27 protein-coding genes are annotated in these 25,624 nt (G+C 66.2%); 19 read left to right on the top strand and 8 right to left on the bottom strand.

What is annotated here, in order from left to right:
• Positions 1-15: 15 nt before the first annotated feature.
• The 5 genes from cheY to flhF all read left to right on the top strand — a co-directional run bounded on the left by cheY (position 16) and on the right by flhF (position 6,799).
• The gene (gene cheY, locus H0A72_RS02875; RefSeq protein ID WP_180153568.1) at positions 16-405 is read left to right on the top strand and encodes a chemotaxis response regulator CheY; all 390 of its coding nucleotides are present in this window, start codon (positions 16-18) and stop codon (positions 403-405) included.
• Positions 406-415: 10 nt separating this feature from the next.
• The gene (cheZ, locus tag H0A72_RS02870; protein ID WP_180153567.1) at positions 416-1,063 is read left to right on the top strand and encodes a protein phosphatase CheZ; all 648 of its coding nucleotides are present in this window, start codon (positions 416-418) and stop codon (positions 1,061-1,063) included.
• A 107-nt stretch (positions 1,064-1,170) separates the two neighbouring features.
• On the top strand, positions 1,171-2,331 hold the full coding sequence (flhB, locus tag H0A72_RS02865) for a flagellar biosynthesis protein FlhB (RefSeq protein ID WP_180153566.1): 1,161 nt from the start codon (positions 1,171-1,173) through the stop codon (positions 2,329-2,331).
• Positions 2,328-4,442 carry a flagellar biosynthesis protein FlhA gene (gene flhA / locus H0A72_RS02860; RefSeq protein WP_180153565.1) on the top strand — a complete coding sequence of 705 codons (2,115 nt, stop codon included), beginning with the start codon at positions 2,328-2,330 and terminating at the stop codon, positions 4,440-4,442. The genes flhB and flhA overlap by 4 nt, the downstream gene beginning before the upstream one ends.
• A complete protein-coding gene (flhF, locus tag H0A72_RS02855) occupies positions 4,439-6,799 on the top strand; it encodes a flagellar biosynthesis GTPase FlhF (protein WP_180153564.1) in 2,361 nt (786 codons plus the stop codon). The genes flhA and flhF overlap by 4 nt, the downstream gene beginning before the upstream one ends.
• 52 nt (positions 6,800-6,851) lie before the next feature.
• Here flhF and H0A72_RS02850 read toward each other — a convergent pair whose 3' ends face one another.
• The 3 genes from H0A72_RS02850 to flgA form a co-directional block, all read right to left on the bottom strand.
• Positions 6,852-7,319 (bottom strand): flagella synthesis protein FlgN, encoded by a 468-nt coding sequence (locus H0A72_RS02850; protein WP_180153563.1) that lies wholly within the window; start codon positions 7,317-7,319, stop codon positions 6,852-6,854.
• A gap of 27 nt (positions 7,320-7,346) precedes the next feature.
• On the bottom strand, positions 7,347-7,640 hold the full coding sequence (gene flgM, locus H0A72_RS02845; RefSeq protein ID WP_180153562.1) for a flagellar biosynthesis anti-sigma factor FlgM: 294 nt from the start codon (positions 7,638-7,640) through the stop codon (positions 7,347-7,349).
• A 106-nt stretch (positions 7,641-7,746) separates the two neighbouring features.
• A complete protein-coding gene (gene flgA / locus H0A72_RS02840) occupies positions 7,747-8,457 on the bottom strand; it encodes a flagellar basal body P-ring formation chaperone FlgA (protein WP_180153561.1) in 711 nt (236 codons plus the stop codon).
• Between the two features lie 201 nt (positions 8,458-8,658).
• Between flgA and flgB the strand changes: the two genes are divergently transcribed.
• The 14 genes from flgB to H0A72_RS02770 all read left to right on the top strand — a co-directional run bounded on the left by flgB (position 8,659) and on the right by H0A72_RS02770 (position 22,898).
• On the top strand, positions 8,659-9,072 hold the full coding sequence (gene flgB / locus H0A72_RS02835) for a flagellar basal body rod protein FlgB (RefSeq protein ID WP_180153560.1): 414 nt from the start codon (positions 8,659-8,661) through the stop codon (positions 9,070-9,072).
• A gap of 23 nt (positions 9,073-9,095) precedes the next feature.
• Positions 9,096-9,512, top strand: a complete 417-nt coding sequence (gene flgC / locus H0A72_RS02830; protein WP_180153559.1) for a flagellar basal body rod protein FlgC — start codon at positions 9,096-9,098, stop codon at positions 9,510-9,512.
• Positions 9,513-9,538: 26 nt separating this feature from the next.
• Positions 9,539-10,234 (top strand): flagellar hook capping FlgD N-terminal domain-containing protein, encoded by a 696-nt coding sequence (locus H0A72_RS02825; RefSeq protein ID WP_180153558.1) that lies wholly within the window; start codon positions 9,539-9,541, stop codon positions 10,232-10,234.
• A 38-nt stretch (positions 10,235-10,272) separates the two neighbouring features.
• Positions 10,273-11,511: a flagellar hook protein FlgE gene (flgE, locus tag H0A72_RS02820; RefSeq protein WP_180153557.1), complete on the top strand. Its 1,239-nt coding sequence runs from the start codon at positions 10,273-10,275 to the stop codon at positions 11,509-11,511.
• A gap of 9 nt (positions 11,512-11,520) precedes the next feature.
• A complete protein-coding gene (gene flgF / locus H0A72_RS02815; RefSeq protein WP_180153556.1) occupies positions 11,521-12,264 on the top strand; it encodes a flagellar basal-body rod protein FlgF in 744 nt (247 codons plus the stop codon).
• Position 12,265: 1 nt separating this feature from the next.
• Positions 12,266-13,051, top strand: a complete 786-nt coding sequence (gene flgG, locus H0A72_RS02810; protein WP_180153555.1) for a flagellar basal-body rod protein FlgG — start codon at positions 12,266-12,268, stop codon at positions 13,049-13,051.
• 3 nt (positions 13,052-13,054) lie between these two features.
• Entirely contained in the window at positions 13,055-13,744 is a 690-nt protein-coding gene (locus H0A72_RS02805) for a flagellar basal body L-ring protein FlgH (protein WP_180153554.1), read from the top strand.
• Between the two features lie 4 nt (positions 13,745-13,748).
• Entirely contained in the window at positions 13,749-14,891 is a 1,143-nt protein-coding gene (locus H0A72_RS02800) for a flagellar basal body P-ring protein FlgI (RefSeq protein WP_180154013.1), read from the top strand.
• An 11-nt stretch (positions 14,892-14,902) separates the two neighbouring features.
• Positions 14,903-15,889 carry a flagellar assembly peptidoglycan hydrolase FlgJ gene (flgJ, locus tag H0A72_RS02795; protein ID WP_180153553.1) on the top strand — a complete coding sequence of 329 codons (987 nt, stop codon included), beginning with the start codon at positions 14,903-14,905 and terminating at the stop codon, positions 15,887-15,889.
• A gap of 103 nt (positions 15,890-15,992) precedes the next feature.
• Positions 15,993-17,699 carry a flagellar hook-associated protein FlgK gene (gene flgK / locus H0A72_RS02790; RefSeq protein WP_180153552.1) on the top strand — a complete coding sequence of 569 codons (1,707 nt, stop codon included), beginning with the start codon at positions 15,993-15,995 and terminating at the stop codon, positions 17,697-17,699.
• 18 nt (positions 17,700-17,717) lie between these two features.
• On the top strand, positions 17,718-19,253 hold the full coding sequence (gene flgL / locus H0A72_RS02785; RefSeq protein ID WP_180153551.1) for a flagellar hook-associated protein FlgL: 1,536 nt from the start codon (positions 17,718-17,720) through the stop codon (positions 19,251-19,253).
• Between the two features lie 79 nt (positions 19,254-19,332).
• Complete coding sequence (locus H0A72_RS02780; RefSeq protein WP_180153550.1) at positions 19,333-20,796, top strand: methyl-accepting chemotaxis protein; 1,464 nt, start codon at positions 19,333-19,335, stop codon at positions 20,794-20,796.
• On the top strand, positions 20,796-21,158 hold the full coding sequence (locus tag H0A72_RS02775; RefSeq protein WP_180153549.1) for a hypothetical protein: 363 nt from the start codon (positions 20,796-20,798) through the stop codon (positions 21,156-21,158). Before H0A72_RS02780 ends, H0A72_RS02775 begins: the two co-directional genes overlap by 1 nt.
• Positions 21,159-21,176: 18 nt before the next feature.
• Positions 21,177-22,898, top strand: coding sequence for a methyl-accepting chemotaxis protein (locus H0A72_RS02770; protein WP_180153548.1), 1,722 nt, complete (start codon positions 21,177-21,179; stop codon positions 22,896-22,898).
• A gap of 137 nt (positions 22,899-23,035) precedes the next feature.
• Here the strand turns inward: H0A72_RS02770 and fliR are convergent, their stop codons facing one another.
• The 5 genes from fliR to fliN all read right to left on the bottom strand — a co-directional run.
• Positions 23,036-23,824, bottom strand: a complete 789-nt coding sequence (gene fliR, locus H0A72_RS02765) for a flagellar biosynthetic protein FliR (protein WP_180153547.1) — start codon at positions 23,822-23,824, stop codon at positions 23,036-23,038.
• Positions 23,825-23,848: 24 nt separating this feature from the next.
• Positions 23,849-24,118, bottom strand: a complete 270-nt coding sequence (gene fliQ / locus H0A72_RS02760) for a flagellar biosynthesis protein FliQ (RefSeq protein WP_180067352.1) — start codon at positions 24,116-24,118, stop codon at positions 23,849-23,851.
• 10 nt (positions 24,119-24,128) lie between these two features.
• Positions 24,129-24,920: a flagellar type III secretion system pore protein FliP gene (gene fliP, locus H0A72_RS02755; RefSeq protein ID WP_180153546.1), complete on the bottom strand. Its 792-nt coding sequence runs from the start codon at positions 24,918-24,920 to the stop codon at positions 24,129-24,131.
• A 1-nt stretch (position 24,921) separates the two neighbouring features.
• Complete coding sequence (gene fliO, locus H0A72_RS02750; RefSeq protein ID WP_180153545.1) at positions 24,922-25,248, bottom strand: flagellar biosynthetic protein FliO; 327 nt, start codon at positions 25,246-25,248, stop codon at positions 24,922-24,924.
• Between the two features lie 7 nt (positions 25,249-25,255).
• On the bottom strand, positions 25,256-25,624 hold a 369-nt coding region (gene fliN / locus H0A72_RS02745), incomplete at its 5' end, for a flagellar motor switch protein FliN (RefSeq protein WP_180153544.1).

Raw genomic sequence — 25,624 nt, 5'->3', positions numbered from 1 at the left:
TTTGGAGAATGTTAAGTGGTACAGAAAACCATGAAGATCCTGGTTGTTGATGATTTTCCAACCATGCGCCGGATCATCAAGAATTTGCTGAAGGATCTGGGCTTCGAGAACGTGGACGAGGCCGAAGACGGCGCCATGGGCCTCGAAAAACTGCGCAACGGCAACTTCGAGTTCGTCGTCTCCGACTGGAACATGCCCAACATGGACGGCCTGGAAATGCTCAAGCACATCCGCGCCGATCCCAACATGAGCAAGCTTCCGGTGCTGATGGTCACCGCCGAGGCCAAGAAGGAAAACATCATCGCGGCGGCCCAGGCGGGCGCCAACGGCTATGTGGTCAAGCCGTTCACCGCCGCGACGCTCGAAGAAAAGCTGAACAAGATCTTCGAGAAGATCGGTTCCTAAGGAGATCACGATGGAAGCGCCCAAGAGCAGCCCGCCCCCGAATTTCCCCGAGGACCAGCCGGTCGACCTGATCCACCGCATCGCGTCGCTGACGCGCATGCTGCGCCAGAGCATGCGCGAACTCGGGCTCGACCAGGCCATCAAAGAAGCCGCGCACGCCATCCCCGACGCGCGCGACCGCCTGCACTACGTCGCGCGCATGACGGAGCAGGCCGCGAACCGCGTGCTGAACGCCGCGGAACAGACGCAACCCCTGCAGGAAAGCATGATCCGCGACGCCAAGGCGCTGGACCAGCGCTGGCAGCAGTGGTTCGACCACCCGGTGGAACTGTCCGAAGCGCGCGAGCTGGTGGACGACACCCGCGCCCTGCTCAAGGACATACCCGCCAAGGCGCAGACGTCCCAGGACAACCTGCTGGACATCATCATGGCGCAGGACTTCCAGGACCTCACCGGCCAGGTCATCATGAAGATGCTGGGCGTGGTGTCGGCCATCGAGACCGAACTGGTGCAGGTGCTGATCGACAACGTGCCGCAAGAGCGGCGCGAAGAAGCCGAATCCCTGCTGAACGGCCCCGAGGTCAACCCCGAGGGCAAGGTCGACGTGGTGACCAGCCAGGACCAGGTCGACGACCTGCTGGCCAGCCTGGGGTTCTAGGGTCCGGAATAGGGCGCTTTTCTCCGCATAGCTCCGCTCATTCACCGCTTGCGCGGTCGACTAGAATCTGCCTGGATCATTGCGACCAGTCACTTTTTTGGCATTGAATGGCAGAGGACAGCGACCTCGAAAAAACCGAACCGGCCTCACCCCGGCGCCTGGAAAAGGCGCGCGAGGAGGGGCAGGTCGCGCGTTCGCGCGAGCTGAACACTTTTCTGTTGCTGGCCGCCGGCGTCGCCGCGCTGTGGGTCGGCGGGGCGGGCATGTACCAGAGCCTCACCGACATCCTGCGCGCGGGCCTGTGGTTCGACACGCGGGTGGGGCAGGACACCAAGGTCATGCTCGACGTCGCGGCCGGCTCGGCGTCCCAGGCCCTGTACATGCTGCTGCCCATGTTCGGCCTGCTGGCGGCCACGGCCGTGCTGGCGTCGGTGCTGCTGGGCGGCCTGCTGCTGTCGACCAAGGCCCTGGCGCCCAAGTTCGAGCGGCTCAATCCCCTGAAGGGCGTGGCGCGCATGTTCTCGGCGCAGACCCTGGTCGAATTGCTCAAGACCCTGGTCAAGGCCGCCGTGGTGGGCGGCGTGGCCGTCATGGTCATTTCCCACTATGTCGACCAGATGATCTCGCTGATGCACGCCTCGCCCACCGCGGCGCTGGCCGCCGGCATCGGCCTGGTCGCGCTGTGCTGCGCCCTGATCGTCGGCGGGCTCATCCTGATCGTGCTGATCGACGCCCCCTGGCAGCTGTTCAGCCATTTCAAGAAGCTGCGCATGTCGCGCCAGGACGTCAAGCAGGAGAACAAGGAAAGCGACGGCGACCCCCACGTGAAGGGGCGGATCCGGCAGCAGCAAAGGGCGATGGCGCGGCGCCGCATGATGGCCGAAGTGCCCAAGGCCGACGTCATCGTCACCAACCCCACCCACTATTCGGTGGCGCTGTCCTACAAGGAAGGGCGGCAGGCCGCGCCGACGGTCGTCGCCAAGGGCTCCGGCCTGACCGCGGCGCGCATACGCGGCGTGGGCGAAGAACACAAAGTGCCCATACTCAGCGCGCCGCCGCTGGCCCGGGCGCTTTATCACAACGTGGAGCTGGGGCAGGAGATTCCCGCCGCGCTGTATGCCGCCGTGGCCGAAGTGCTGGCCTGGGTGTTCCAGCTGCGCAACTGGAACCCGGGCATGGGCGTCGAGCCCCGGCGCCCCGAGCGTCTGGTCATTCCCCCGGGGCTGGACCCCGAAAGTAAGGAAAAGGTTGCGGCGAACGCATCATGAACAGTTTTCTAGCCATACTCAAAGACAGCGGCTCGGCCCATGCCCGCCTGATGGCGGGGCCGGTGCTGATCCTCATGGTGCTCGCCATGATGATCCTGCCGCTGCCGCCCTTCATCCTGGACCTGCTGTTCACCTTCAATATTTCGCTGTCGGTGATGATCCTGCTGGTCGCGATGTTCACCAAGAAGCCGCTGGACTTCGCCGCCTTCCCCGCCGTGCTGCTGTTCGCCACCCTGCTCAGGCTGGCGCTGAACGTGGCCTCCACCCGCGTCGTGCTCATGCACGGGCACAAAGGCCCGGACGCCGCCGGGCAGGTCATCGAGGCCTTCGGCCACTTCCTGGTGGGCGGCAACTTCGCGGTCGGGATCGTGGTGTTCGTGATCCTGGTCATCATCAACTTCGTGGTCATCACCAAGGGCGCCGGGCGCATCGCCGAAGTGGGCGCGCGCTTCACGCTGGACGCGATGCCCGGCAAGCAGATGGCCATCGACGCCGACCTGAACGCGGGGCTCATCGGCGAAGACGAAGCCCGCCGGCGCCGGACGGAAGTCGGCCAGGAGGCCGAGTTCTACGGCTCCATGGACGGCGCCAGCAAGTTCGTGCGGGGCGACGCCGTCGCCGGCCTGCTCATCATGGTCATCAACATCGTCGGCGGCCTGATCATCGGGGTGGCGCAGCACGGCCTGAGCTTCGGCGAGGCGGGCCGCGTCTACACCTTGCTCACCATCGGCGACGGCCTGGTCGCGCAGATTCCGGCGCTGGTCATCTCCACGGCCGCGGGCGTCGTGGTGTCGCGCGTGGCCACCGACCAAGACGTGGGCCAGCAAATGGTCGGCCAGCTGTTCGCCAACCCCAACGTGCTGTTCATCACGGCCGGCATCATGACGGCCATGGGCCTGATCCCCGGCATGCCGCACGTGGCCTTCCTGCTGCTGGCGGCGGCGATGGCGGCGGGCGGCTGGGCCATGCACAAGCGCGGGCTGGCGGAACGCGCCAAGCTGGTCGAGGAGCCGCAGAAGGCGCAGGCCGCCGTCGAGGCGGCCGCGGCCGAAGCCAGCTGGGACGACGTCTCCCTGGTGGACCCGCTGGGCCTGGAAGTCGGCTATCGCCTGATCTCGCTGGTCGACCACGCGCAGAACGGCGAGCTGCTGCACCGCATCCGCAGCCTGCGCAAGAAGTTCGCCCAGGACGTCGGCTTCCTGCCGCCCGTCGTGCACATACGCGACAACCTGGAGCTCAAGCCCAACGACTACCGCATCCTGCTCTCGGGCGTGGAAGTCGGGCGCGGCTCGGCCACGCCCGGCCAGTGGCTGGCCATCGACCCGGGCGGCGTCACCATGAAGCTTCCGGGCACGCCCACCACCGATCCCGCCTTCGGCCTGCCGGCCGTCTGGATCGACGTCGGCCTGCGCGAGCAGGCGCAGATCGCGGGCTATACCGTGGTCGACGCCGGCACCGTCATCGCCACCCATCTGAACCACTTGATGCACCGCTACGGGGCCCAGCTGCTCGGCCGCCAGGAAGTCCAGCAGCTGCTCGACCACATCGGCCGCGAGGCGCCCAAGCTGGTGGAGGACCTGGTGCCCAAGACCGTCAGCCTGACGCTGCTGCAGAAGCTGCTGCGCGGCCTGCTGGAAGAAGAAGTGCCCATACGGGACGTGCGCACCATCATCGAGACGCTGGCCGAGCACGCGCCGAGGCTGGCCGCGCTCAATCCCAACGGCACCGGCCCGGATCCGGGCGAGCTGCTGGCCCTGATCCGCGCCGCGCTCGGCCGCGCGATCACCCAGCAATGGTTCCCGGGCGACGGCGAATTGCGCGTCATCGGCCTGGACCCGCGCCTGGAAAGAGTGCTGACGCAGGCGCTGACCACCAGCGGCGCGCTCGAGCCCGGACTGGCCGAGAGCGTGCTGACAGAAGCGGATCGCGCGGTACAATTCCAGGAGAACAACGGCGATGCGGCGGTGCTGGTGGTTCCCCCCGTGTTGCGTCCTTCGTTGTCACGCTTCCTGCGGCATCATTTCCCGCAGCTGGGCGTGCTCTCCAGTGTTGAAATTCCCGATGAACGTGTCCTGCGGATTACCGCGGTGATAGGTGGTAGCGCAGCGTGAACATAAGTCGTTTCTTCGGCAGCACCAATCGCGAAGCTTTGCGTCAAGTACGCCTGGCTCTTGGGCCCGACGCCCTCATCGTCTCGAATCGCCGGGTCAACGGCGGGGTGGAGATCCTCGCCACCGATCCCACGTCGGCCGCGGCGGCGCAGCAGACCCAGGCCCAGGCCCAGGCGGGCGCGGGCTTCGCCGAGCCTTCCGTTTCCCTCCCGGCCGACGCATCCGCGCCGGTCGACCTCATGAGCGCCATCGGCGACATGCGCGGCGCGCTCGAAAGCCGCATAGACGAATTGCTGTGGGGCAACCAGCTGCGGCGGGCGCCCCAGGCCGTGGCGCTGTTCCAGGCCTTGCTGGGCTTCGGCTTCAGCACGGCCCTGCTGCGCGCCATGCTCAAGCGCCTGCCCGAACAGCTGTCGGGCAAGGCGGCCTTCCAGTGGGCGCGCAATGAGCTGGTGCGCCACTTGCCGGTCCTGCGCAGCGAAGACGATCTCTGGAAGCCCGGCCTGGCGCTGGCCCTGGTCGGCCCGACGGGCGTCGGCAAGACCACGACCATCGCCAAGCTGGCGGCGCGCTGCGTGCGGCGCTCGGGGCCGGGCAGCCTCGTGCTCATCACCACCGACACCTACCGGATCGGCGCCCACGAGCAGCTGAAGATATACGGCCAGATGCTCCGCGTGCCGGTGCACGTGGTGCAGAACGTGAACGAGCTCCGGCAGGTCATGCAGGCGGTGGCGCCGGACCAGACCATGCTGATCGACAACGTGGGCATCAGCCAGCGCGATCGTTACATCGCGGAACAGGCGGCCATGCTGGCGGGGGCGGGGCGGCCGGTCACCCGGCTGCTGGTGCTCAATGCGCCCAGCCACGGCGACACGCTCGATGAAGTGGCCCGCAACTATGCCAACGACGGCGGCACGCCCTTGAAAGGCTGCATCATCACCAAGGCCGACGAAGCCAGCCGCCTGGGCGCCGCGCTGGACACCGCGCTGCGCTACAAGCTGCCCATACATTATGTCTCCACGGGGCAGAAAGTCCCCGAGGACCTCCATTTCCTGCACGCCGCCGAACTGGTCGACCAGGCGCTCGTGCACAGCCGCCACGTGAAGGCGCTCTATGCGCCGACCGAAGCCGACCTGGCCGCCCTGATGTCGCTCAGCAAGCCCTCGGCCGACCAGGCCGAAGCCGCGACGGCCGAAGCGCGCCGCAAGCATCTGCTGCCGCGCCTGCTTTCCATGGCGGGCGAAATGGGTTCGGAATTGTCGATGGACGACATGCAGTCGGCCTGCGCCTACATCGACGACTGCGCCGCCGTCTCGGAAGCCTACGACTTGTGGCGCGGCCACACGTCCGGCCACCCCGACCCCGCGCCGCTGGACAGCTATGTCCGGCACATGGCGCGGGTCGCGCAGAACGAAATGTCGGAAGGCGGCATCCCCTTGCTGCTCGCCCTCCATGACCAGATCTCCCTGCCGCCCTTCGACGGCGAGCGCGCGCAGCTCCGGGCTACGCTGTTCTTCGGCGACAAGGGCCAGGCTTTGGCGACGCCCATGCAGCAGCTGGCATCCGGGCAAGGCTGGCTGTCGTCCACCGGCGACAGCGCCCAGTCGGCGCCTTCCTCCGCCGACGCCTTGCTCCACCAGGTCGAGTGGCTGGCGACGGAGCACGCCGGCCTGCCGGTCCTGCATGTGTTCGACGGCGGCAACCAGCCCTTGTGGCGCCGGGTCGATTCCCTGGGCGCCCCGTGGCTGGCGGCCTGCGCGCCCACCACGCGGGTCGAGGTCGACGCCACGGGCACCACCGTCGGCGCCGTCGCCAAGACGCTGCGGCACACGCTGATCGTCGACGATGCCAAGCTGCCCCGGCTGGCCGAGATCGCGGGCGTACCCGGCGGCAATGTCGCGCTCTGGGCCGCCGCCGAGACGGTCCAGCTGGCGGCACGGCAGAATCCGGACCTGAGCGCGCAACTGGTGTCCCTGCGCATCGTCGACCGGACGACCGGGGCGGTCATCAAGTCGCTGCTGGGCTTGGGCAATGCGCCCGCCGCCGGGGAGTTCGAAACCCTGGCCCGGGCCCTGCTGTTGAAGTCGGAAGGCAAGCAGGCCATGCGCTTCGGCGCCCGGATCTGGCAGGTCCTGCCCCGCCGCGGCGGGGCCCAGGCCGAGCAGAAGAAGGCGCTGGTGGCCATGCAGTCCGGCCTTGCCGCCTGGCAGCTCAAGCAGTCCCCCGATGCCGCGCTGGCGCGCAACGTGGGCGGCGGCCTGATCGCGAAGCCGGGGCTGCCGGGCTTGAGCGCGCCGCAGGCTTTGTACAAGCTCTTTGCCTTGAAGGAATTATGGGGGCAGGCCGCGGGCGCGTGAGTCGCCCCGGCATTCCTGGCGCCGCGGCCCGCGCTCGCGGGCCCGACGGCATTCAGGCCTTGATGTTGCGCGTCTTGCCCGTGCTCGACCGGCTGCGCCCCTTGGCGTCGTAAAGGTCGCCGATGCCCGCCAGCTGCCGCAGCGCATCCAGCGTCTGCTGATTGTGCGCCAGGAAGGTGTCTATCAGGATCCCGTTGGCGGTATTCAGGTCCCGCCCACGCCGGGCCTCGTCCAGCAGCGCCCGGCTGCCGGCCCGCAGCGACGGATGCGCCGCGCAGGCCGCATCCAGGCCGGGCTGGTCGGGCTCGTACCCCAAGCGGCCCAATAAGCCATTGCGCCGCCGCCCGGCCTCGGCCAAGCGTTCCGCATACTGATTTTTACGGGCGGTGCTTGCCGCCAGCGCATCGTCATTGCCGGCGGTCAAGGCCTCGGCTTCGGCCTCCAGAACCGTGTTGAATTCCTGGATCAGCCCGAGCTCTTCCTGCAGGCTGGCTTCAAGCTGGGCAACGGCGTCGTTCATGCGGGGAAACTGAGGCGGGGAAAATGTTTACTTCAATAGATCGCGCACACTGGCGAGCAGGCCGTCGGCAATGCGGCTGGGATCGATGACGAGCCGGCCCGACGCCAGGGCGTCGCGGATTTCCTGGACCTTCGCGACATTGACGTCGTTCTGGCTGTTTTCCAGGCTGGACAGATTGCGCGCCGCCGCGCTGAGATCCACCGCGCTCCTGCCGGCCGCACCGGAGGCGGACGACGCGTATGCGCTGGTCCCGCTGTCCGTCCGCGTGCCCGCCACAGGGCCGGCTACCGGGCTTTTGATAGAGGGTGGGGTGATTTTCAAAGCGATCTCCGTAATGCTGGCGGTAGTGTACTGCGTGAATCTGCCTTCCTTTACGGCCAACAGGCGCCAATCTTTAGGCTTGTTGCGGTGTTTCGCCGGCCGCAGGCTACATCGTAACCTGAACCGTGGTGCCGTTCACGACGGTTCCCGTAACGATTTGCCCCGAACTGGTGCGGACCTGGATCTGCGCGCCGGGCGCGCCGCTTTGCAGCGCCTGGCCTTCGCCGTTGGCCACGAAGCCCACGCCCCGGGCCTCCGTGCGCACCGCCTGCCCGCGGACGATGGAGTTCGGGTCGCGCAGCGCGCTGGACTTGATCGGCGAGCCCACCGGTATGCGCTGCTGGGCGATATGCCCCACCACCTGGCTGGGGTCGAAGACCACGCCGTTCGACAGCCGCAGGATGTCGCCTTCGCGCGCGTTCAGGTCGTCCAGGCTGAGCGTGTCGCCCACATTGATGCCGCGGTTGGCGACGTAGTAATGGCCCTGGATGCTCAGGTTGGCCTGCACGTAGGCGGTCCAGGTTTGCGGGGCGGCGCAGCGCACGCCGACCGTCATGCGCGAGCGCAGGCGCTGGCCGCTGCTCAGGAAGGGTTCCAGGCGGTCGCAGCGGGCGTGATGGGCGAGGCGGGGCGGTTCGACGGACACCGTGGCGGCGCCGGGATAGCCGGCCGCCTGCAGTTGCAGGAATTCTTCGGCCGCGGCCGCCACCTGGGCCGGGTCCTGCAAGGCCTGCGCCGGCTGGACCTGGGCGAACGCCGAGGCCGCCAGGGCGGTGGACCCCGCAATCAGGGCGGGCAGTGCGAAAAGCTTGGGCATGGTCGGAATTGTAGTGGCGGGGAAGGGCGGCCTCAAGCCTGGAATTGACTGTCAATTAGCGCCTTATTTCATACTTTGTCGCGGCCGGGGTGCCGGTACTATGGCGTTGTAGGAGCGGTGAAAGGCCGCCCGCCCGCATGGCCGCGATCGCGGCCCCGGTTTCAGCATCAAACAGGCCGCGACGGCCCCGGTGAACGGCAAATGATCGACAGAATCGGCGACGACCTAAAGTTCCATCAAATCGCGCTTGGGCTGCGCCAGCAGCGCCAGGAAGTCCTGGCCGCCAACATCGCCAATGCGGACACGCCATTTTACAAGGCGCGCGACTTCGACTTCAGCGCCGCCTTGCAGGACGCCATGGGCGCGAGCGGCAGCCTGCGCCTGCCCGACACGCAGCTGGCGCTGACGTCGGCGCGCCACATACCGGGCAAGGCCCAGGGCGACGCCACGGCCGAGCTGCTGTACCGGCAGCCGCTGCAGCCCAGCCTGGACGGCAACACGGTCGACATGGACGCCGAGCGCGTCCAGTTCGCCGACAACACCATGCGTTACCAGACCGACCTTTCCGTCATTTCCGCGCGCATCAAGAGCTTGATGTCCGTCTTGCAGCAATAAGCATAGCCAGCCAGGAAGCATTCATGTCCACAATGAGCATATTCCAGATTGCCGGTTCGGCGCTCACCGCGCAGTCGCAGCGCATGAACGTCACGGCCAGCAACCTGGCCAACGCCGACAGCGTGGCCGGCCCGGACGGGCAGCCGTACCGGGCGCGCCAGGTCGTCTTCCAGATGACGCCCGTCGAAAGCCAGCAGGCCCCGCATTCGGTCGGCGGCGTGCGGGTCGCCCAGGTGGTGGAAAGCAGCGCCCCGCAGCGCCTGCAGTACGACCCCAAGAACCCCCTGGCCAACGAAGACGGCTACGTCACCATGCCGAACGTGGACGTGGTGGCCGAAACGGTCAACATGATTTCGGCTTCCCGCTCGTACCAGGCCAACGTGGAAGTCATCAACACGGCCAAGAGCCTCATGCAGCGCACCTTGACCATCGGTCAATGACGCCGCGCACTTTTACGGAGCGATCAGTGACCACGATCAACCAGACAGACAGCGCGGGCGGCACGGCGGCCGCCCTGGCGGCCGCGGCCAACAGCACCAAAAGCCTGATGGGCGACACCCAGGAACGCTTCCTGACCCTGCTGGTGACGCAGCTGCAGAACCAGGACCCGCTCAATCCCATGGACAATGCGCAGGTGACCTCGCAGATCGCCCAGCTGTCCACGGTGAACGGCATCAACCAACTGAACAACACCTTGCTGGCCTTGTCGGGGCAGATGGACGTCTCCCAGTCCATGCAGGCCGCCTCCTTGATCGGCAAGGAGGTCCTGGTGCCGGGCAGCAAGGTGTCGCTGGGCAGCACGGGCGAGGGCGGCGCCAAGGTCGCCACGCCGTTCGGCATGGACTTGATTTCCGACGCGACGAAAGTCGTCGTCACCATCACCGACAACTCCGGCAAGGCCATCCGCAAGATGGAAATGGACGCCACGTCATCGGGCGTGTATTCCCTGAGCTGGGACGGCAAGGACGACGGCGGCGTGGCCGCACCGGACGGCGCCTACAACGTGCAGGTGGCCGCCTACGACTCCGCCGGCGCACCCGTCTCGGTCGGCGCGCTGACCTACGGCAAGGTGTCCAGCGTGGCGTATTCGTCCAGCGGTCTGCAGCTGGACCTGGGACTGGCCGGCAGCCACTCGCTGCTGGACATCCGCAAGATCATGTAGTTGAACAATATTTGAAGATCATCACACGAGGTTAAATCATGGGTTTCGGACAAGGCTTGAGCGGGTTGAACGCGGCGGCGCAGAACCTGGACATCATCGGCAACAACATCGCCAACTCCGGCACGGTGGGCTTCAAGGCCGCCACCGCGTCCTTCGCCGACGTCTACGCCAGCTCGCGCGTGGGCCTGGGCGCGCAGGTGGCCAGCATCAATCAGCGCTTCACCATAGGCACGGTCGCCACCACGGGCAACCAGTTCGACATGGCCATAGACGGCGCCAAGGGCCTGTTCCGCGTGGTGGACCCGAGCGGCGCGGTGCTGTACACGCGCAACGGCCAGTTCTCGCCGAACAAGGAAGGGTATCTGACCAACGCGCAAGGGCATACCCTGACGGCCTACATGGTGGACCAGGCGACGGGAACCCTTGGCACGACGCCCGCCATGGTTCGGGTGCCGACGGGGAACATCGCGCCCAAGGCGACGACGGAAGTCGCCCCGAAGATGAATCTGGACGCGGACGAAGAAGTCATCGGAACGCCGTCGTTTCCCAACGTCACGGCTCCCTCGACGGTGCCCGACCCCAAGAGCTACAACCATTCGCTGCCGATGACGGTGTATGACTCTCTGGGCAATGCGCATCAGCTGACTCAATATTTCGTCAAGCAGTCGGCTGCGGGCGATACCAGCGTATGGGACGTCCACTATCAGCTGGACAGCGAAGCGGTGCACCCCACGAAAAACACCCTGACGTTCACATCCGGCGGCGTGCTCGACCCCGCGACCGCGCCTGCGGCCATCACGTTCGCGAGCATCGGCGGCACGAATTCCCCCGCGGAGGATCTCGTCCTCAACTTCAAGTACGACGGCACGACGCAATTCGGCGATGACTTCGGCTACAGCTTCACCCAGGACGGCTACGGCGCCGGCGCCTATGCCAGCATGTCCATCGCCACCGACGGCTCCATCGTGGCCAACTACACCAACGGCAAGACCATGGTGCAGGGCATGCTGACGCTGGCCGATTTCCCGAACCTGCAAGGCCTGCAGCCAGTGGGCGGCAATGCCTGGGTCGAAACCTCCGCGTCCGGGCAGCCCATACTGGGCACGCCCGGCACCAACGGCCTGGCCACCATCGCCGGCCAGGCGGTCGAGGAATCCAACGTGGACATGAGCCAGGAACTGGTCAACATGATCATCGCCCAGCGCACCTACCAGGCCAACGCCCAGACCATCAAGACGCAGGACCAGATCCTGCAGACCTTGATCACCATGCGATAAGACGGCGCAATGGATCGCATCATCTACACGGCGGCGGGCGGCGCCGCCCGCTTGCTGGAACAGCAGTCGGTCATCAGCAACAACCTCGCGAACGTCAACACCACCGGCTTTCGCGAGCAGATGGCGCACTATCGTTCCGTGCCGGTGGTCGGCGACCAGGGCCTGCCCACGCGCATCGGCACGGTGACGGCCACCCCGGGCAGCAGCTTCCAGCAAGGCGTGATGGCGGAAACCGGCCATGCGCTGGACCTCGCGATTTCCGGCGAGGGCTGGTTCAGCGTCATGACGCCGCAAGGCGAAGCCTATACCCGCGCCGGCGAGCTGGCCGTGAACCAGGACAACCTGCTGGTCACCCAGCAGGGCCACCCGGTGCTGTCGGCCGACAACGCGCCGGTCGAAGTGCCCGAGCGCGGCATCATCACGTTTTCGGTCGATGGCCAGATTTCCGCCCTGGGTGCGGGCGACAACCCCAACGACCTGCAGATGCTGGGCCAGCTCAAGCTGGTGAATCCGCCGGCCGCCGACATGCAGCGCGGCGACGACGGCCTGTTCCGCCTGGCCGAGGGCCAGGCCGCGCCACAGGATCCGCGGGTGCGCATGGTTTCGGGCTTCCTGGAAAAAAGCAATGTGAATCCCGCCGAAGCCATGGTGGGCATGATCGCCAACGCCCGCCGCTTCGAAATGCAGATGAAGATCATCCAGGACGCCGGCACCAATGCCGAGCGCGCCAATTCCATATTATCGAGCAACTAAAATGATACGTTCACTTTGGATCGCCAAGACCGGCCTGGAAACACAGCAGACCAACATGGATGTGATTTCCAACAACCTGGCCAACGTCAACACCACGGGCTTCAAGCGCACGCGCGCCGTGTTCGAGGAACTGATGTACCAGACGATACGCCAGCCGGGCGCCCAGGTGGGCGCGGCCAACCAGCTGCCTTCCGGCCTGCAGATCGGCACGGGCGCCCGCACCGTGGCCACGGAACGCATCCACACCCAGGGCGACCTGAAGAACACCGGCAACACCCTGGACATCGCCATCCAGGGCAAGGGCTTCCTGCAGGTGGAAATGCCCGACGGCACCTTCGCCTACACCCGCGACGGCAGCCTGCAGGTGGACCAGAACGGCCAACTGGTGACGGCGGGCGGCTATCCCATACAGCCGCCCATCAACATACCCGACAACGCCCTGACGATCACGATCGCGCGCGACGGCACGGTGTCGGTCACCCAGCCCGGGGCGGTCGGCACCAATGTCGAGATCGGCCAGCTGCAGCTCAGCACCTTCATCAACCCCACCGGCCTGCAGAGCATGGGCGAGAACCTGTATGTCGAGACCGATGCGTCCGGCCCAGCCAACTTCGGGCAGCCCGGCCTGGACGGCGCCGGGCTGGTGCTGCAGCAGTACACCGAAACGTCCAACGTGAACGTGGCGGAAGAGCTGGTCAACATGATCTCCACCCAGCGCGCCTATGAAATGAACAGCAAGGCGGTGCAGACCTCCGACCAGATGCTGGCGCGCCTGACCCAACTGTAATCGATGCTTAAACGAGTTTTCCGTCTTCTTTCCTGCCTGGCCGCGGCCCTGGCATCGGGCTGCGCCCTGGTGCCGCCCGAGCCGGTCGTCACCGGCCCGCTGACCGCGCAGCCGCCGGTGCATGCGGCCATGCCGGCGGCCGAGCCCAACGGTTCCATCTACCAGCCCACCGCCTACGGCAACTACCCTTTGTTCGAAGACAGGCGGCCGCGCAACGTGGGCGACATCGTGACCGTGGTGATCCAGGAAAAGACCAACGCCGCCAAGAACGTGCAGACCACCACCAACCGCACGGGCAGCTCCTCGCTGGGCTGGGACGGCGTGCCGGCCTTCCTGCCCAGCAGCCTGGGCGACAAGCAGAACTTCGACGTGGAAGGCGGAAACGCCATGGACGGCAAAGGCTCGACGCGCGCCGACAACACTTTCTCGGGCACGCTCACGACCACGGTCGTGGGGGTGCTGCCCAACGGCAACCTCCAGATCGCGGGCGACAAGCAGATCGCCATCAACCGGGGCAGCGAGCACCTGCGTTTTTCCGGGGTGGTGGACCCGCGCTCGATCACCGGCTCGAACACCGTCTCCTCCACTCAGGTGGCGGACGCCCGGATCGAATTCCGCAGCAAGGGCGTCATGGACGAAGTCCAGACCATGGGCTGGCTGCAGCGCTTCTTCCTGAATATTTCCCCGTTCTGACATGATGGCCGCGTCCCCATACTTCAGTTTTTCCGCGTGGCGGCGCCGGTTGTTGCGCGCCGCCCTGGCGGCGCTTTGCGGCCTGGCCATGTCGGCCGCCCAGGCCGACCGCATCAAGGACCTGGCGTCCATCCAGGGCGTGCGCGAGAACCCGCTCATCGGCTATGGCCTGGTCGTGGGCCTGGACGGCAGCGGCGACCAGGTCCGGCAAACGCCGTTCACGCAGCAGAGCCTGACGAACATGCTGTCGCAGCTGGGCGTCACTGTGCCGCAGGGCACCAACATGCAGGTCAAGAACGTGGCGGCCGTCATGGTCACCGCCCGGCTGCCGGCGTTCGCCCAGCCCGGCCAGACGCTGGACGTCGTAGTGTCCTCCATGGGCAACGCCAAGAGCCTGCGCGGCGGCACCCTGCTGATGACGCCGCTCAAAGGCGCCAACGGCCAGGTCTATGCGCTGGCCCAGGGCAACCTGCTGGTGGGCGGCGCCGGCGCGCAGTCCGGCGGGTCCAGCGTCCAGGTCAACCAGCTCAACGGCGGCATCATCGCCAACGGCGCCATCGTCGAACGCGGCGTCCCCACGGCGTATTCCCGCGACGGCGTCATCCGGCTCGAACTGAACGACACCGACTTCGGAACCGCGCAGAACGTGGTGGCGGCGCTGAACAAGCAGTTCGGCGCCGGCGTCGCCACGGCGCTGGACGGCCGGGTCATCCAGCTGCGCGGGCCCGTCGATCCGGCGGCCCAGACGGCTTTCCTGTCGCGCGTCGAGAACATCCAGGTCCAGCTGCCGCCGGCCCGCGCGAAAGTCGTGATCAACGCGCGCACCGGTTCGGTGGTGATGAACCGCACGGTGATGATAGAAGAGGCGGCCATCGCCTACGGCAATCTTTCCGTCGTCATCAGCAAGGAGCAGCAGGTCAGCCAGCCCGATACGCCGTTCGCCGGCGGGCGGACGGTGGTCACCGAGAACACCAATATCGAGATGCGGTCGGACACCGGCAGCGTGCAGCACGTGCGCACCAGCGCCAACCTGGCCGACGTGGTCAGGGCCCTGAACGCGCTGGGCGCGACGCCGCAGGACCTGCTGTCCATACTGCAGAACCTGAAGAGCGCCGGCGCGCTGCGCGCCGATCTGGAAATCATCTAGGACGGCCCGCCATGACTTTCGTCCAGCACATCCCCCGGCCCGGCAGCGCGCACACCCCGTCGGCGCTGGATTTCCGCAGCCTGGACACGCTGAAAAAAGGCGTGAGCGGCCCCAAGGGCGCCAGCGCGGACGAAGAAAAACAGGTCGCCCAGCAGTTCGAGGCCTTGTTCCTGCAGCAGATGCTCAAGCAGGCGCGCCAGGCGGCCACGCCCACCCTGCTGGACAGCGACCAGACCCGCCTGGCCCAGGGCATGGCGGACGAGCAGCTGGCCCTGAACCTCGCCAAGCCGGGCATCGGGCTGGCGCAGGCGCTGCTGGACCAGATACGGCGCGTCAAGGGCGCCGCCGAGTCCGAAGTCCAGGCCGCGCCGCCCGAGCTCGCCAAATCCCGCTTGCCCGGCCTGCGGTCCACCGTCGGCGAGCCGCGGCGCGAAGACGCCGACTCCATCGACGCCTTGATCGGCGTGCTGACGCGCAACCCCGCCACGGAAAGAATCTATGCCGCCATCAAGGGCGCGCCCGAGCATGTCCAGAATTTCGTCAGCCGCATGTCGCATGCCGCCCGGGCCGCCGCCCGCGAAAGCGGCGTGCCGGAGAAGCTGATACTGGGGCAGGCCGCCCTGGAGTCGGGCTGGGGCCGGCGCGAGATCCGCCGCGAGGACGGCAGCACGACCCACAACCTGTTCGGCATCAAGGCCGGCCCGAACTGGAAGGGCAAGGTCGTGCACGTGCTGACCACGGAATATGAAAACGGCGTGGCGCAGAAAGTGAAGCAGCCGTTCCGCGCCTACGATTCGTACGAGGAGTCTTTTGCCGATTATGCGCGGCTGATCAGCCACAGCAAGCGCTACGAGGCGGTGGTGGAAGCGCGCACGGCGGAAGACGCCGCCCGGCGGATACAAGAGGCCGGCTACGCCACCGACCCGGCGTATTCCGACAAGCTGATTTCCGTCATGTCGTATTTCGATTCGGGCAAGCGCCTGGCGTCGCGGGACTGAGCCCATGCGGGCTAAAGCTTCCGGCTCGCCGGTCGTTAACTCAACAGATGGTATTAACACGCGGGCGGCATGCACGACCGCCCGACTGTAAGCGGATTCAAACATGAACTTAGCCAACCTGGGTCTCACGGCATTGAACGCGGCGCAGAACCGCCTCCAAACGGCCGGCCATAACCTCAACAATGCCACGACCGATGGTTACAACCGCCAGTCGGTATTGGTGCAGACGGCGGGCGCCAAGGCCACCGGCGCGGGCTATATCGGCCGGGGCGTCCAGGCGGTGACGGTTCAGCGCTCTTACGACGGCTTTCTGTACAAGCAGCTGGTCGACGCCCAGAGCAAAGGGGCGTCCATCACCTCCTACGGCAACGAAATCGTCCAGATCAACAATCTGTTCGCCGATCGCAGCGTGGGCATCACGCCCGCCTTGCAAAAATTCTTCGACGGCATACAGGCCGTGGCGTCCGAGCCGGCCGACAGCGCCGCAAGGCAGGAGCTGCTGGGCCGCGCCGCCAGTCTGGTGGGCCAGATCAACGACGCCAACCAGTTCCTGAACGACCAGCGCGGCAACATCAACACCCAGATCACGACCGTGGTCGAACAGATCAACAGCTACGTGGAGCGGATCCGCGACCTGAACACCCGCATCACCACCGCGCGCGCCTCCGCGACCGGCGCGCACGAACCCAACGACCTGCTCGACCAGCGCGACCAGCTCCTGTCCGAACTGAACCAGCTGGTCGGCGTCAAGTCCTTCGAGCAGGACGGCAAGGTCAACCTGTCCATCGGCAACGGCCAGATCCTGCTCGGCGGCGACACCGTCTACCCGCTGCGGGCCCAGCCGTCGGCCGACGACCCGCAGCGCACCGTGCTGGCCTACACCATCAAGGACAACACCGGCAACGTGATCGGCGTCGAGCTCGACGAAAGCCGCATCAAGGGCGGCACGCTCGCCGGGCTGATCAGCTACCGGCAGGAAGCGCTGGATGCGGTGCAGAACAACCTGGGCCGCCTGGCGATGGGCCTGGCGGTGGCCGTGAACGAGGCGCATGCGCAGGGCGTGGATCTGGGCAATATCGCGGGCGGCCATTTCTTCACGGACTTCACGGCGGCCGGCTCGATCAAGGCCGTGCCCGGCAGCCACAACAGCGCCGGCGCGCCGTCGATAACGGTGGACCTGACGGATGTGGATGCACTGACCGCCGAAGACTACCGTATTTCGGTGAAGCGCGATGAGACCACTGGCGCACCGCTAGGATACGAAATTACCAGTATCCCCAGCGGGGCGGTGACTCCCGGCCCAGCACTTGCGGACACCTATCCGGCAACGGTATCGCTCGGCGGGATGGAAATCACGTTTTCCGCAGCTCCCGCGCCTGCCAATGTAGGCGACAGCTGGCTGATCCGCCCGACCCGCGCGGCCGGCGCCGACTTGAGCCTGGAAATCAACGACCCCGCCAACATAGCGGCCGCCGCGCCGAACACCGGCAACGCCAACGGCGACAACGCGCTGGCCATGGCAAAACTGCAGACCCAGAAAACCTTGGGCAACGGTTCCATGAGCTTCAACGAAGCCTTCTCGCAAATCGTCAACAAGGTGGGCGTGCTGACCCAGCAGAACGGCACCGAAGCCAAGGCCACGGCCTCCTTGATTCAACAGAACTACGCCGCCCAGCAGGCGGTGTCGGGCGTGAACCTCAACGAAGAATACGTACAGCTGATGCAGTTCCAGGAGCAGTTCCGCGCCGCGTCCAAGCTGATCGACGTCAGTTCCTCGCTGTTCGACACCCTGCTCAGTCTGCGCACTTAATTTTTCAGGATTCCGACCATGCGTATCAGCTCCACCCTGTTTTTCCAGACCGGTCTGAACTCCATCCATACCCAGCAGTCCGACCTGATGCACATCTATCAGCAGGTCGCCAGCGGCCAGCGCATGATCACGCCGGCGGACGACCCCCTGGCGGCCGCGCAGGCCGTCAACATCAGCCAGTCGCAAAGCCTCAACGCGCGGTTCGAAGCCAACCGCAGCGTGCTGAACCGCAATCTGGCGCTGGAAGAAACCACGCTGAATTCGGTCACCCTGCTGCTGCAGGACGTGAAGACCCGCCTGGTGGAGGCCGGCAACGGCACGATGTCCGACGTCGACCGCGCAACGCTGGGCAATGTCCTGAAAGAAGCGCGCAGCAACCTGCTGGGCCTGGCCAACGCCACCGACGGCAACGGGCAATACCTGTTTTCGGGCGCCCAGGGCAATGTCTCGCCGTTTCAGGAAGTCGGCGGCAAGGTCAGCTACGTGGGGGACGCCCACCAGCGCAACATCCAGGCCGACCAGACCCGCCAGATTGCCGCCAGCGACGTGGGCAGCGACATCTTCGGGCGCGCGGCGCCGGGCACGCGAGGCTATCTGACGCTGGCCGATGCGAACAACAGCGGCTCCGGCACGATAGGGAAACCCTCTCTGGTCGACCCGAACGGCCACGGCGTCGGCAATACCTTCGTCGTGGAGTTCACCTCGGCCACCGACTATACCGTGAGCGTCAAGGATGCCGCGGGCCATGACGTTTACCAGACGTCCGGCGCGGCGTTCACACCCGGGCAGGCCAACACGGTTTCATTGCCGGGCGGCGTCCAGGTCGAAATGGGCGGCAGTCCGGCAATCGGCGACAAGTTCACGATCGAACCCATGAGCGCGCCGGCGTATATGGCGTACCCGACGAATGTTCCCGGCCCATCGGCGGCGCCCGTCATGGGTACGCCGAAGGTGATCGATGCGTCCAAGGTTCTGCACAATACGAGCTACCAGGTCAGCTTCAATGGCACGGACTATACCGTCAGCTACTCGGATCTCGACGGAAATCCGGTCACGAACACGGCGACTTTCGATCCGGCAACCAATATGCTTTCTCTGCCCAATGAAGGGTTGGAGCTGTATCTGGGCGCAACCCCCGACAGCGGGTTTGCGTTCACCATCGAGCCCACCGCCGACGGAGTCAACACCGACCTCAACATCTTCGACACGCTCGACGGCATCATCAAGGCGCTCGAGGACGGCACGGGCAGCGGCGAGGCGCAGTCCGCCCGCTTCCAGAACATGCTGGCCACCGCCCTGCAGCGTATCGACGTCAACTACAACAACGTCCTGACCGTGCGCTCGTCGGTGGGCGCGCGCATGAACGAAGTGGATGCATTGAACGCCAACGGCGCGCAGCGCAACCTGGGCTATACGAACCAGCTGTCCAAGCTGGAAGACGTCGATTACTACAGCGCCACCGCCCAGCTTCAACTGCGCGCTTCCGCGCTGGAAGCCGCCGCGATGGCGTTCAAGAAAATCCAGGCTACGAGTCTATTCAATATGACACAATAAAGCACATGCCAGATTGGTTCAGGTGGAGACAACGCTTGAACGTTACCGTTACGGTTTGTTAGCAAAGTGAGAATAATTAATGAGTTTCACAGAATTACGGCTTAGAACCAGCCTATCCATAGTGGTTTTCTTATTGTGCCTTCTGACCGTGGGCGCGGTCCTCACCGGCTGGTATAGCCAAAGCCACGTCAGCACGCTGCTGAGCGGGGCGGGGGCGTCTTCGGCGGCGCAGGCGGTCGAACAGCATTTCTCCACCGTCACCTACGTGTATGCGGGCTTGCTCGCCCTGGCCGTGCTGGCCGTCATTCTGCTGTACTACACGCTGTCGCGCGCGGTGCTGCGCCCGCTGGACCACGTCAGCGCGCAGTTCGAGCAAATCGCGGCCGGCGACCTCACGCAGCGCATCGAAGTCGTTTCCGACAACGAAATCGGCGCGCTGTACCTGGCGCTCAAGCGCGTGCAGGACAGCCTGGTCCGCGTGGTGGGCACGGTGCGCATGGGGATGAATGAAATCCAGAGCGGCTCGCAGCACATCGTGGCCGGCAACTCCGACCTGAGCACCCGCACGGAACAGCAGGCGGCCGCCTTGCAGCAAACGGCGGCCAGCATGGAACAGCTTGCCAGCACCGTCAAGCAGAACGCCGACAACGCGCGCCAGGCCAACCAGCTGGCGGCCACGGCTTCCGAGGTGGCCCAGCGCGGCGGCCAGGCGGTGGGCGAAGTCGTGACGACGATGGAAGGCATTTCCTCCGCCTCGCGCAAGATTTCCGACATCGTGGGCGTCATCGACAGCATCGCCTTCCAGACCAACATCCTGGCCTTGAACGCCGCGGTCGAAGCCGCGCGCGCCGGCGAGCAGGGCAAGGGCTTCGCCGTGGTGGCGTCCGAAGTCCGGGCGCTGGCGCAGCGCAGCGCGCAGGCCGCGAAGGAAATCAAGCAGCTCATCGAAGACTCCGTCCGCCAGGTGTCGGAAGGGTCCGTCCAGGTCGAGCGCGCCGGCGCCACCATGCAGGAAATCGTGGATTCGGTCGCGCGCGTCACCGACATCATGGGCGAGATCTCCGCGGCGACCACCGAACAGTCCTCGGGCATAGACCAGATCAACCGCGCGGTCACGCAAATGGACCACGTGACCCAGCAGAATGCCGTGCTGGTCCAGGACGCCGCCGCATCCGCGGTGTCGCTCAGCGAACAAGTCAACAGCATCAGTTCCGTGGTGGCCGGCTACAAGCTCCTGGCCAACCAGATCATCGACGTGCCGGCCAAACAGGTGGCATCGTCCCCCAGGCGCGCGCCGGCACTGGACGCGGGCCACAAGGCGGAGGCTCCCAAGCCCGCCGCCGCCCCGTCCGCAGCCGCGGCGCTGGGGCACAACGGGGCGGCTCCGGCCGCCGCCGAACGCAGCCGCAGGGCGCCGCCGCCCGCCCAGAGGCCGTCCGCGGCCGCGCCGGAGCCTTCCGCCGGCAAAGCGTCCTACGTCATGAAAACGCCCGGGGCTTCGAAGCAAAGCAACCCGGCCGATGACGAATGGGTTGAGTTCTGATGTACCGCGTTCTGTCGGTTCTGAGCGTTGCGGCGGCCTTGGCGGCGTGCAGCACCGCGGGGCGCAATTTCGACACGTCGTCGCTGTACCTGGTCACCCCCGGCCAGACGACGCTGCAGCAGGCCAGTGCATTGATGCACGCTGACCCGGTGGATGTCTATCGGCAGTCGGACGGCTCGGTCATCGCCAGATGGGCCTACAAGTCCACGCTGGCGACCGACGCCGTGTATTTCAACCGTGAGCTATGGCTTTCTTTCGGCCCCGACGGCCGTTACGAACGCGTTGTCAATGCAATCAACATCCCGCGCATGAATCAGTATGGGTATGACGGCGACCATGCGGCGCCGGTTCGCAGTTTCTAAAGCTTTTCAGGTCCTGTTATGTCTACTTCTAAAAAATCCTCGTCTCACGATAAAAAGAAAACCCGCATCAGGCGCGGTTTTCGCATGGCCGACGCCAAAGTCAGCACCACGCTCATGCTGGTGCTGGCCATGTTCATGGTCCTGATCGTCGCGGTGGGCGCCATGGGCGCCTGGTTCCTGTCCAGCAATCTGGACCAGGTCAACGCCATGGCGCGCCAGAACAAGCGCGCCCAGCAGGTCTACCAGCTGGGCATGCACATGATGGACGCGCGCGTTTCGCTGCTCGTGGCCGCGCGCTACCAGCAGGAGGCCGCGGCGGCCGGCAGCGGCACCAGCGAGGCCGCGCGCACCATGCTGGCGTCCGCCAAGGACAAGCTGGAGCAGGTCAAGAACGAGTACGATGAATTCCGCAAGGAACCGCCCCAATCGCCGGAGGCCCGCCGCCTGGCCACCCGCATCATCAGCTCGTACCGGCCCTATATCGACGACGGCATCGAACCCATGGTGCAGGCGCTGGAAACCAACGACTACACGACCTTCTATTTCGTCAACAACGAGTTCGGCATCGCCCGGGCGGCGGCCTTCCAGGAAGGCATCGAAGCCTTCGCCGCCTATATCGATCGCGTGCAGGCCGGCTTCTATGACGAAGCAGAGAAAAGCTTCCATACCGCCGCCATCGCCATCGGGGTGGCGGTCATCGCCGGCTTCCTGCTGATGATCCTGATGCGCATCGTCTTCGGCCGCGTCGTGGTGCGGCGCCTGGTCGAAGCCGGCACGCATTTCGACCGCATCGCCAACGGCGACCTGACTCAGCGCGTGGACATGCAGTCCCGCAACGAGATCGGCGTGCTCTACGACGCACTGCGCCGCATGCAGGAAAGCCTGACGCGCACCGTCAGCGTCGTGCGCGACGGCGTCGAGGAAATCAACCTCGGCTCGCGCGAAATCTTCCTGGGCAATACGGACCTGAGCAGCCGCACGGAACAGCAGGCCGCGGCCCTGCAGCAAACCGCCGCCAGCATGGAAGAACTGGCCAGCACGGTGCGCCAGAACACCGACAACGCGACGGAGGCCGACAGCCTGGCCAAGAGCGCATCCGAAGTCGCGCTGCGGGGCGGCAAGGCGGTCTCGGAAGTGGTGTCGACCATGCAGGAAATCTCCACCAGTTCCGGCAAGATGGCGGAAATCGTCGGGGTGATCGACGGCATCGCCTTCCAGACCAACATCCTGGCGCTGAACGCGGCGGTCGAGGCCGCGCGGGCGGGCGAGCAGGGCAAGGGCTTCGCGGTCGTGGCCGGCGAGGTCCGCTCGCTGGCCCAGCGCAGCGCCCAGGCCGCCAAGGAAATCAAGGTGCTGATCGAGGAATCGCAGCGCAAGGTCCAGGCGGGCGCGAAGCAGGCCGGCGAGGCGGGCGAAATCATGCGCGAGGTCGTGGGCTCCGTGCAAGGCGTCACCACCATCATGGGCGAGATTTCCTCGGCCTCGCATGAGCAGTCCGAGGGCATCGATCAGGTCAACCGCGCCGTGACGGAGATGGACGGCGTGGTGCAGCAGAACGCCGCCCTGGTGGAGGAGGCCGCCGCGGCCGCCGGTTCGCTGCAGGAGCAGGCGAAGCGGCTGGCCGATGCGGTGTCGGTGTTCAAGATCAATGCGAACGAGGTCATCGACATGCCCGCCAAGTCCATGGAAGTGGCCGGGCCGCGTGGCGGCGTCGGGGCGCTGGAAGGGTCTTATTCCTGACCGTTGCCGGGTTTCCCGCCGGGCGTCCGGCGGGCGTCACGGCGGGAAGGATCGAGGCGGCGCCGGCCTCACGGCGCGAAGGATCGGCGCGGCGCCGGCCTCGACAGAGGCGCGCCGCCGCGATCCCGCCCGCGGCGCTAAGGCCCGGCCAGCGCGTGGATCAGCCGCCCCATGGTGGCGTAGCCTTCCTCGAACAGGCGCGAAAGAAAAGGCGAGGACTGCGGCAGGACCACGGTCAGCAGGACCAGCCCCGTCATCAGGCTGATGGGGAAGCCCACCGCAAAGACCGACAGCTGCTGCGCCGTGCGGTTCAGGATGCCGAGCGCCAGATTGATCGACAACAGCACGATGATCAGCGGCAGGGCCAGCAGCATCCCCGACACCATCACTTCCGAGCTCCAGTCCAGCAGCACCCCCCAGCCATTGATGTCCAGCGGCCCCTGCCGCACCGGCAGCACGTCGAACGTGCGCAGCAGGCCGCCCAGCATCATCAGATGGCCGTTCAGCGCGAGGAACAGCAGCATCGCCATCGTGTTCATGAAGCGCGCCAGCACCGCGGTGTTCGCGCCCGTGGCCGGATCGAAGAACGACGCGAAGGACAGGCCCATCTGCAGCCCGATGAACTCCCCGGCCGTCTGCACGGCGGCGAAGACGATGCGCATGACCAGGCCCAGGGCGATGCCGATGAGCACCTGCTGCGCGGAGATCCAGAGCCCGGCGAAGGAGCCGGTGGGGATGTCCGGCATGGGCGGCAGGGCCGGCGCGAGCGCCATCGAGACCAGCGCCGCCAGGCCCACTTTGACCTTGCCCGGAATGGCCGAATCGCCCAGCAAAGGGGCGGTGCCCAGCAGCCCCAGCAGGCGGAAGAACGGCCACAGGAAGGCGTTCATCCAGGTGTAGAGCTGGTCGATGTCGAAGGAAATCATGGCGCCGGCGACAAGCCTTGCCGCTTACGAGACCAGGCCCGGGATCTGCGAGAACAGATTCTGCATGTAGTCCACCATCGTGGTGATCAGCCACGGCCCCAGCAGCACCAGCGCGGCGCCCACCGCGAGCAGCTTGGGAATGAAGGACAGCGTCATTTCGTTGATCTGCGTCGCCGCCTGGAAAATGCTGATCAGCAGGCCCACGGCCAGCGTCACCAGCAGCAGCGGCCCCGCCATGAAGAGCGCGACCTTCATGGCGAGATAAGTCATGGACATCACGGTTTCGGAAGTCATGCGCCTGCCCCTATTGATAGAAGCTGCGGGCCAGCGAGCCCAGCAGCAGGTGCCAGCCGTCGGCGAGCACGAACAGCATCAGCTTGAAGGGCAGCGAGATGGTGACCGGCGGCACCATCATCATGCCCAGCGACATCAGCACGCTGGCCACGACGAGGTCGATGATGAGAAAAGGAATGAAGATGGTGAATCCGATCTGGAACGCCGTCTTCAGTTCGCTGGTGACGAAAGCCGGCACGAGCACCCTCAGGGGCACTTGCGCGGGGGTCTCGAACTCCCCGGCGTTGGCCATGTTGGCGAACAGCGCCAGGTCCGCTTCGCGCGTCTGGTTCAGCATGAAGGCGTGCAGCGGCTTGACGCCCCGGTCCAGCGCTTCCTCCATGGCGATGGCGCCGCTGCTGAGCGGCTGGTAGGCGTCCTGGTAGATCTGGTCGAAGACCGGCGACATGGCGTAGAAGGTCAGGAACAGCGCAATGCCGATCAGCACCGAATTGGGCGGCGAGGCGCCGGTGCCCATGGCGTTGCGCAACAGCCCCAGCACGATGATGATGCGGGTGAAGCCCGTCATCATCATCAGCATGGCGGGCAGGAAAGACATCATGGTCAGCAGGACCAGCGTCTGTATGCTCAGGGACCAGGTCTGGCTGCCGTTGGCGTTGGGGGTGGACGTGATGGCCGGCAGGGCCGCCTGCGCGTAGGCGTCCAGCGGCAGGAGCAGGGCCAGCGCCAGCGTCGCGAGCGGCCAGAACAAGGTCCGGGCAAGGTTGCGGGGCAGCCCTGCGGCTGCAAGAGGGCGATTCATTTCAGTGGCGCTTGACGGCCCTGCCCAGCGCGGCGGCGAAGCCCTGGGCGGCCGGCTCGGCGGGCTTGGCCGCGGGGTCGGCGGGGGGCAATGTGTGCAATAGGCTGATGTGGTTGGCGGTCACGCCCAGCACCAGCCGGGCGTCTTCGACTTCGACCATGGCAAGATAGGCGCGGGCGCCCAGGCTTTGCGTGCTGACGACTTTGAACGCGCCGGGCTGGGCGCCGCGCAGCCAGCCGGCGCGCCGCACCGCCCACATGCCGGCGAGAATCAGCACGATGACGAATACCAGGCTGACGATCAGGCGTAGGGTGTCGGCTTCGGTCATGGCGGACTCAGCGCCGGCCGTTCAACCGTTTGATGCGGTCGGAGGGGGTGATGATGTCGGTGACGCGGATGCCGTACTTGTCTTCCACGGCGACGACCTCGCCCTGGGCGATCAGGTAGCCGTTCACGTAGATGTCCATGGGCTCGCCGGCCAGGCCGTCGAGCTCCACCACCGAGCCCTGCCCGAGCTGCAGGATGTTCTTGATGGTCAGCCGGGTGCGGCCCAGCTCCACCGACAGCTGGACGGGGATGTCCATGATCATGTCGATGTCGCTGTTGCCCTCGACCGCGCTGTCCACCAGCGGGCGGAACAGCTGCGGCGCCGGGGTGGCCGCCGCGGCGGGCGGCTCTTGCGGCGCGGGCGCGGGCGCCGGCGC

Source organism: Parapusillimonas granuli (genome assembly GCF_013416525.1).
Lineage (GTDB): Bacteria > Pseudomonadota > Gammaproteobacteria > Burkholderiales > Burkholderiaceae_B > Parapusillimonas > Parapusillimonas granuli.
This window is presented reverse-complemented; position numbering and strand designations above follow the sequence as displayed.

Bases quoted from the DNA above. Each gene is read 5' to 3' on its own strand.
- cheZ (WP_180153567.1), top strand. From the start codon at position 416: ATGGAAGCGCCCAAGAGCAGCCCGCCCCCGAATTTCCCCGAGGACCAG.
- H0A72_RS02850 (WP_180153563.1), bottom strand. From the start codon at position 7,319: ATGAACGACGCCGTTGCCCAGCTTGAAGCCAGCCTGCAGGAAGAGCTC.
- fliR (WP_180153547.1), bottom strand. From the start codon at position 23,824: ATGATTTCCTTCGACATCGACCAGCTCTACACCTGGATGAACGCCTTC.
- flgF (WP_180153556.1), top strand. From the start codon at position 11,521: ATGGATCGCATCATCTACACGGCGGCGGGCGGCGCCGCCCGCTTGCTG.
- flgA (WP_180153561.1), bottom strand. From the start codon at position 8,457: ATGCCCAAGCTTTTCGCACTGCCCGCCCTGATTGCGGGGTCCACCGCC.
- H0A72_RS02775 (WP_180153549.1), top strand. From the start codon at position 20,796: ATGTACCGCGTTCTGTCGGTTCTGAGCGTTGCGGCGGCCTTGGCGGCG.
- H0A72_RS02800 (WP_180154013.1), top strand. From the start codon at position 13,749: ATGGCCGCGTCCCCATACTTCAGTTTTTCCGCGTGGCGGCGCCGGTTG.
- flgL (WP_180153551.1), top strand. From the start codon at position 17,718: ATGCGTATCAGCTCCACCCTGTTTTTCCAGACCGGTCTGAACTCCATC.
- flhA (WP_180153565.1), top strand. From the start codon at position 2,328: ATGAACAGTTTTCTAGCCATACTCAAAGACAGCGGCTCGGCCCATGCC.
- H0A72_RS02770 (WP_180153548.1), top strand. From the start codon at position 21,177: ATGTCTACTTCTAAAAAATCCTCGTCTCACGATAAAAAGAAAACCCGC.
- flgG (WP_180153555.1), top strand. From the start codon at position 12,266: ATGATACGTTCACTTTGGATCGCCAAGACCGGCCTGGAAACACAGCAG.
- H0A72_RS02780 (WP_180153550.1), top strand. From the start codon at position 19,333: ATGAGTTTCACAGAATTACGGCTTAGAACCAGCCTATCCATAGTGGTT.
- flhB (WP_180153566.1), top strand. From the start codon at position 1,171: ATGGCAGAGGACAGCGACCTCGAAAAAACCGAACCGGCCTCACCCCGG.
- flgK (WP_180153552.1), top strand. From the start codon at position 15,993: ATGAACTTAGCCAACCTGGGTCTCACGGCATTGAACGCGGCGCAGAAC.
- flgJ (WP_180153553.1), top strand. From the start codon at position 14,903: ATGACTTTCGTCCAGCACATCCCCCGGCCCGGCAGCGCGCACACCCCG.
- flgE (WP_180153557.1), top strand. From the start codon at position 10,273: ATGGGTTTCGGACAAGGCTTGAGCGGGTTGAACGCGGCGGCGCAGAAC.
- fliP (WP_180153546.1), bottom strand. From the start codon at position 24,920: ATGAATCGCCCTCTTGCAGCCGCAGGGCTGCCCCGCAACCTTGCCCGG.
- fliQ (WP_180067352.1), bottom strand. From the start codon at position 24,118: ATGACTTCCGAAACCGTGATGTCCATGACTTATCTCGCCATGAAGGTC.
- flgB (WP_180153560.1), top strand. From the start codon at position 8,659: ATGATCGACAGAATCGGCGACGACCTAAAGTTCCATCAAATCGCGCTT.
- fliO (WP_180153545.1), bottom strand. From the start codon at position 25,248: ATGACCGAAGCCGACACCCTACGCCTGATCGTCAGCCTGGTATTCGTC.
- H0A72_RS02805 (WP_180153554.1), top strand. From the start codon at position 13,055: ATGCTTAAACGAGTTTTCCGTCTTCTTTCCTGCCTGGCCGCGGCCCTG.
- flgC (WP_180153559.1), top strand. From the start codon at position 9,096: ATGTCCACAATGAGCATATTCCAGATTGCCGGTTCGGCGCTCACCGCG.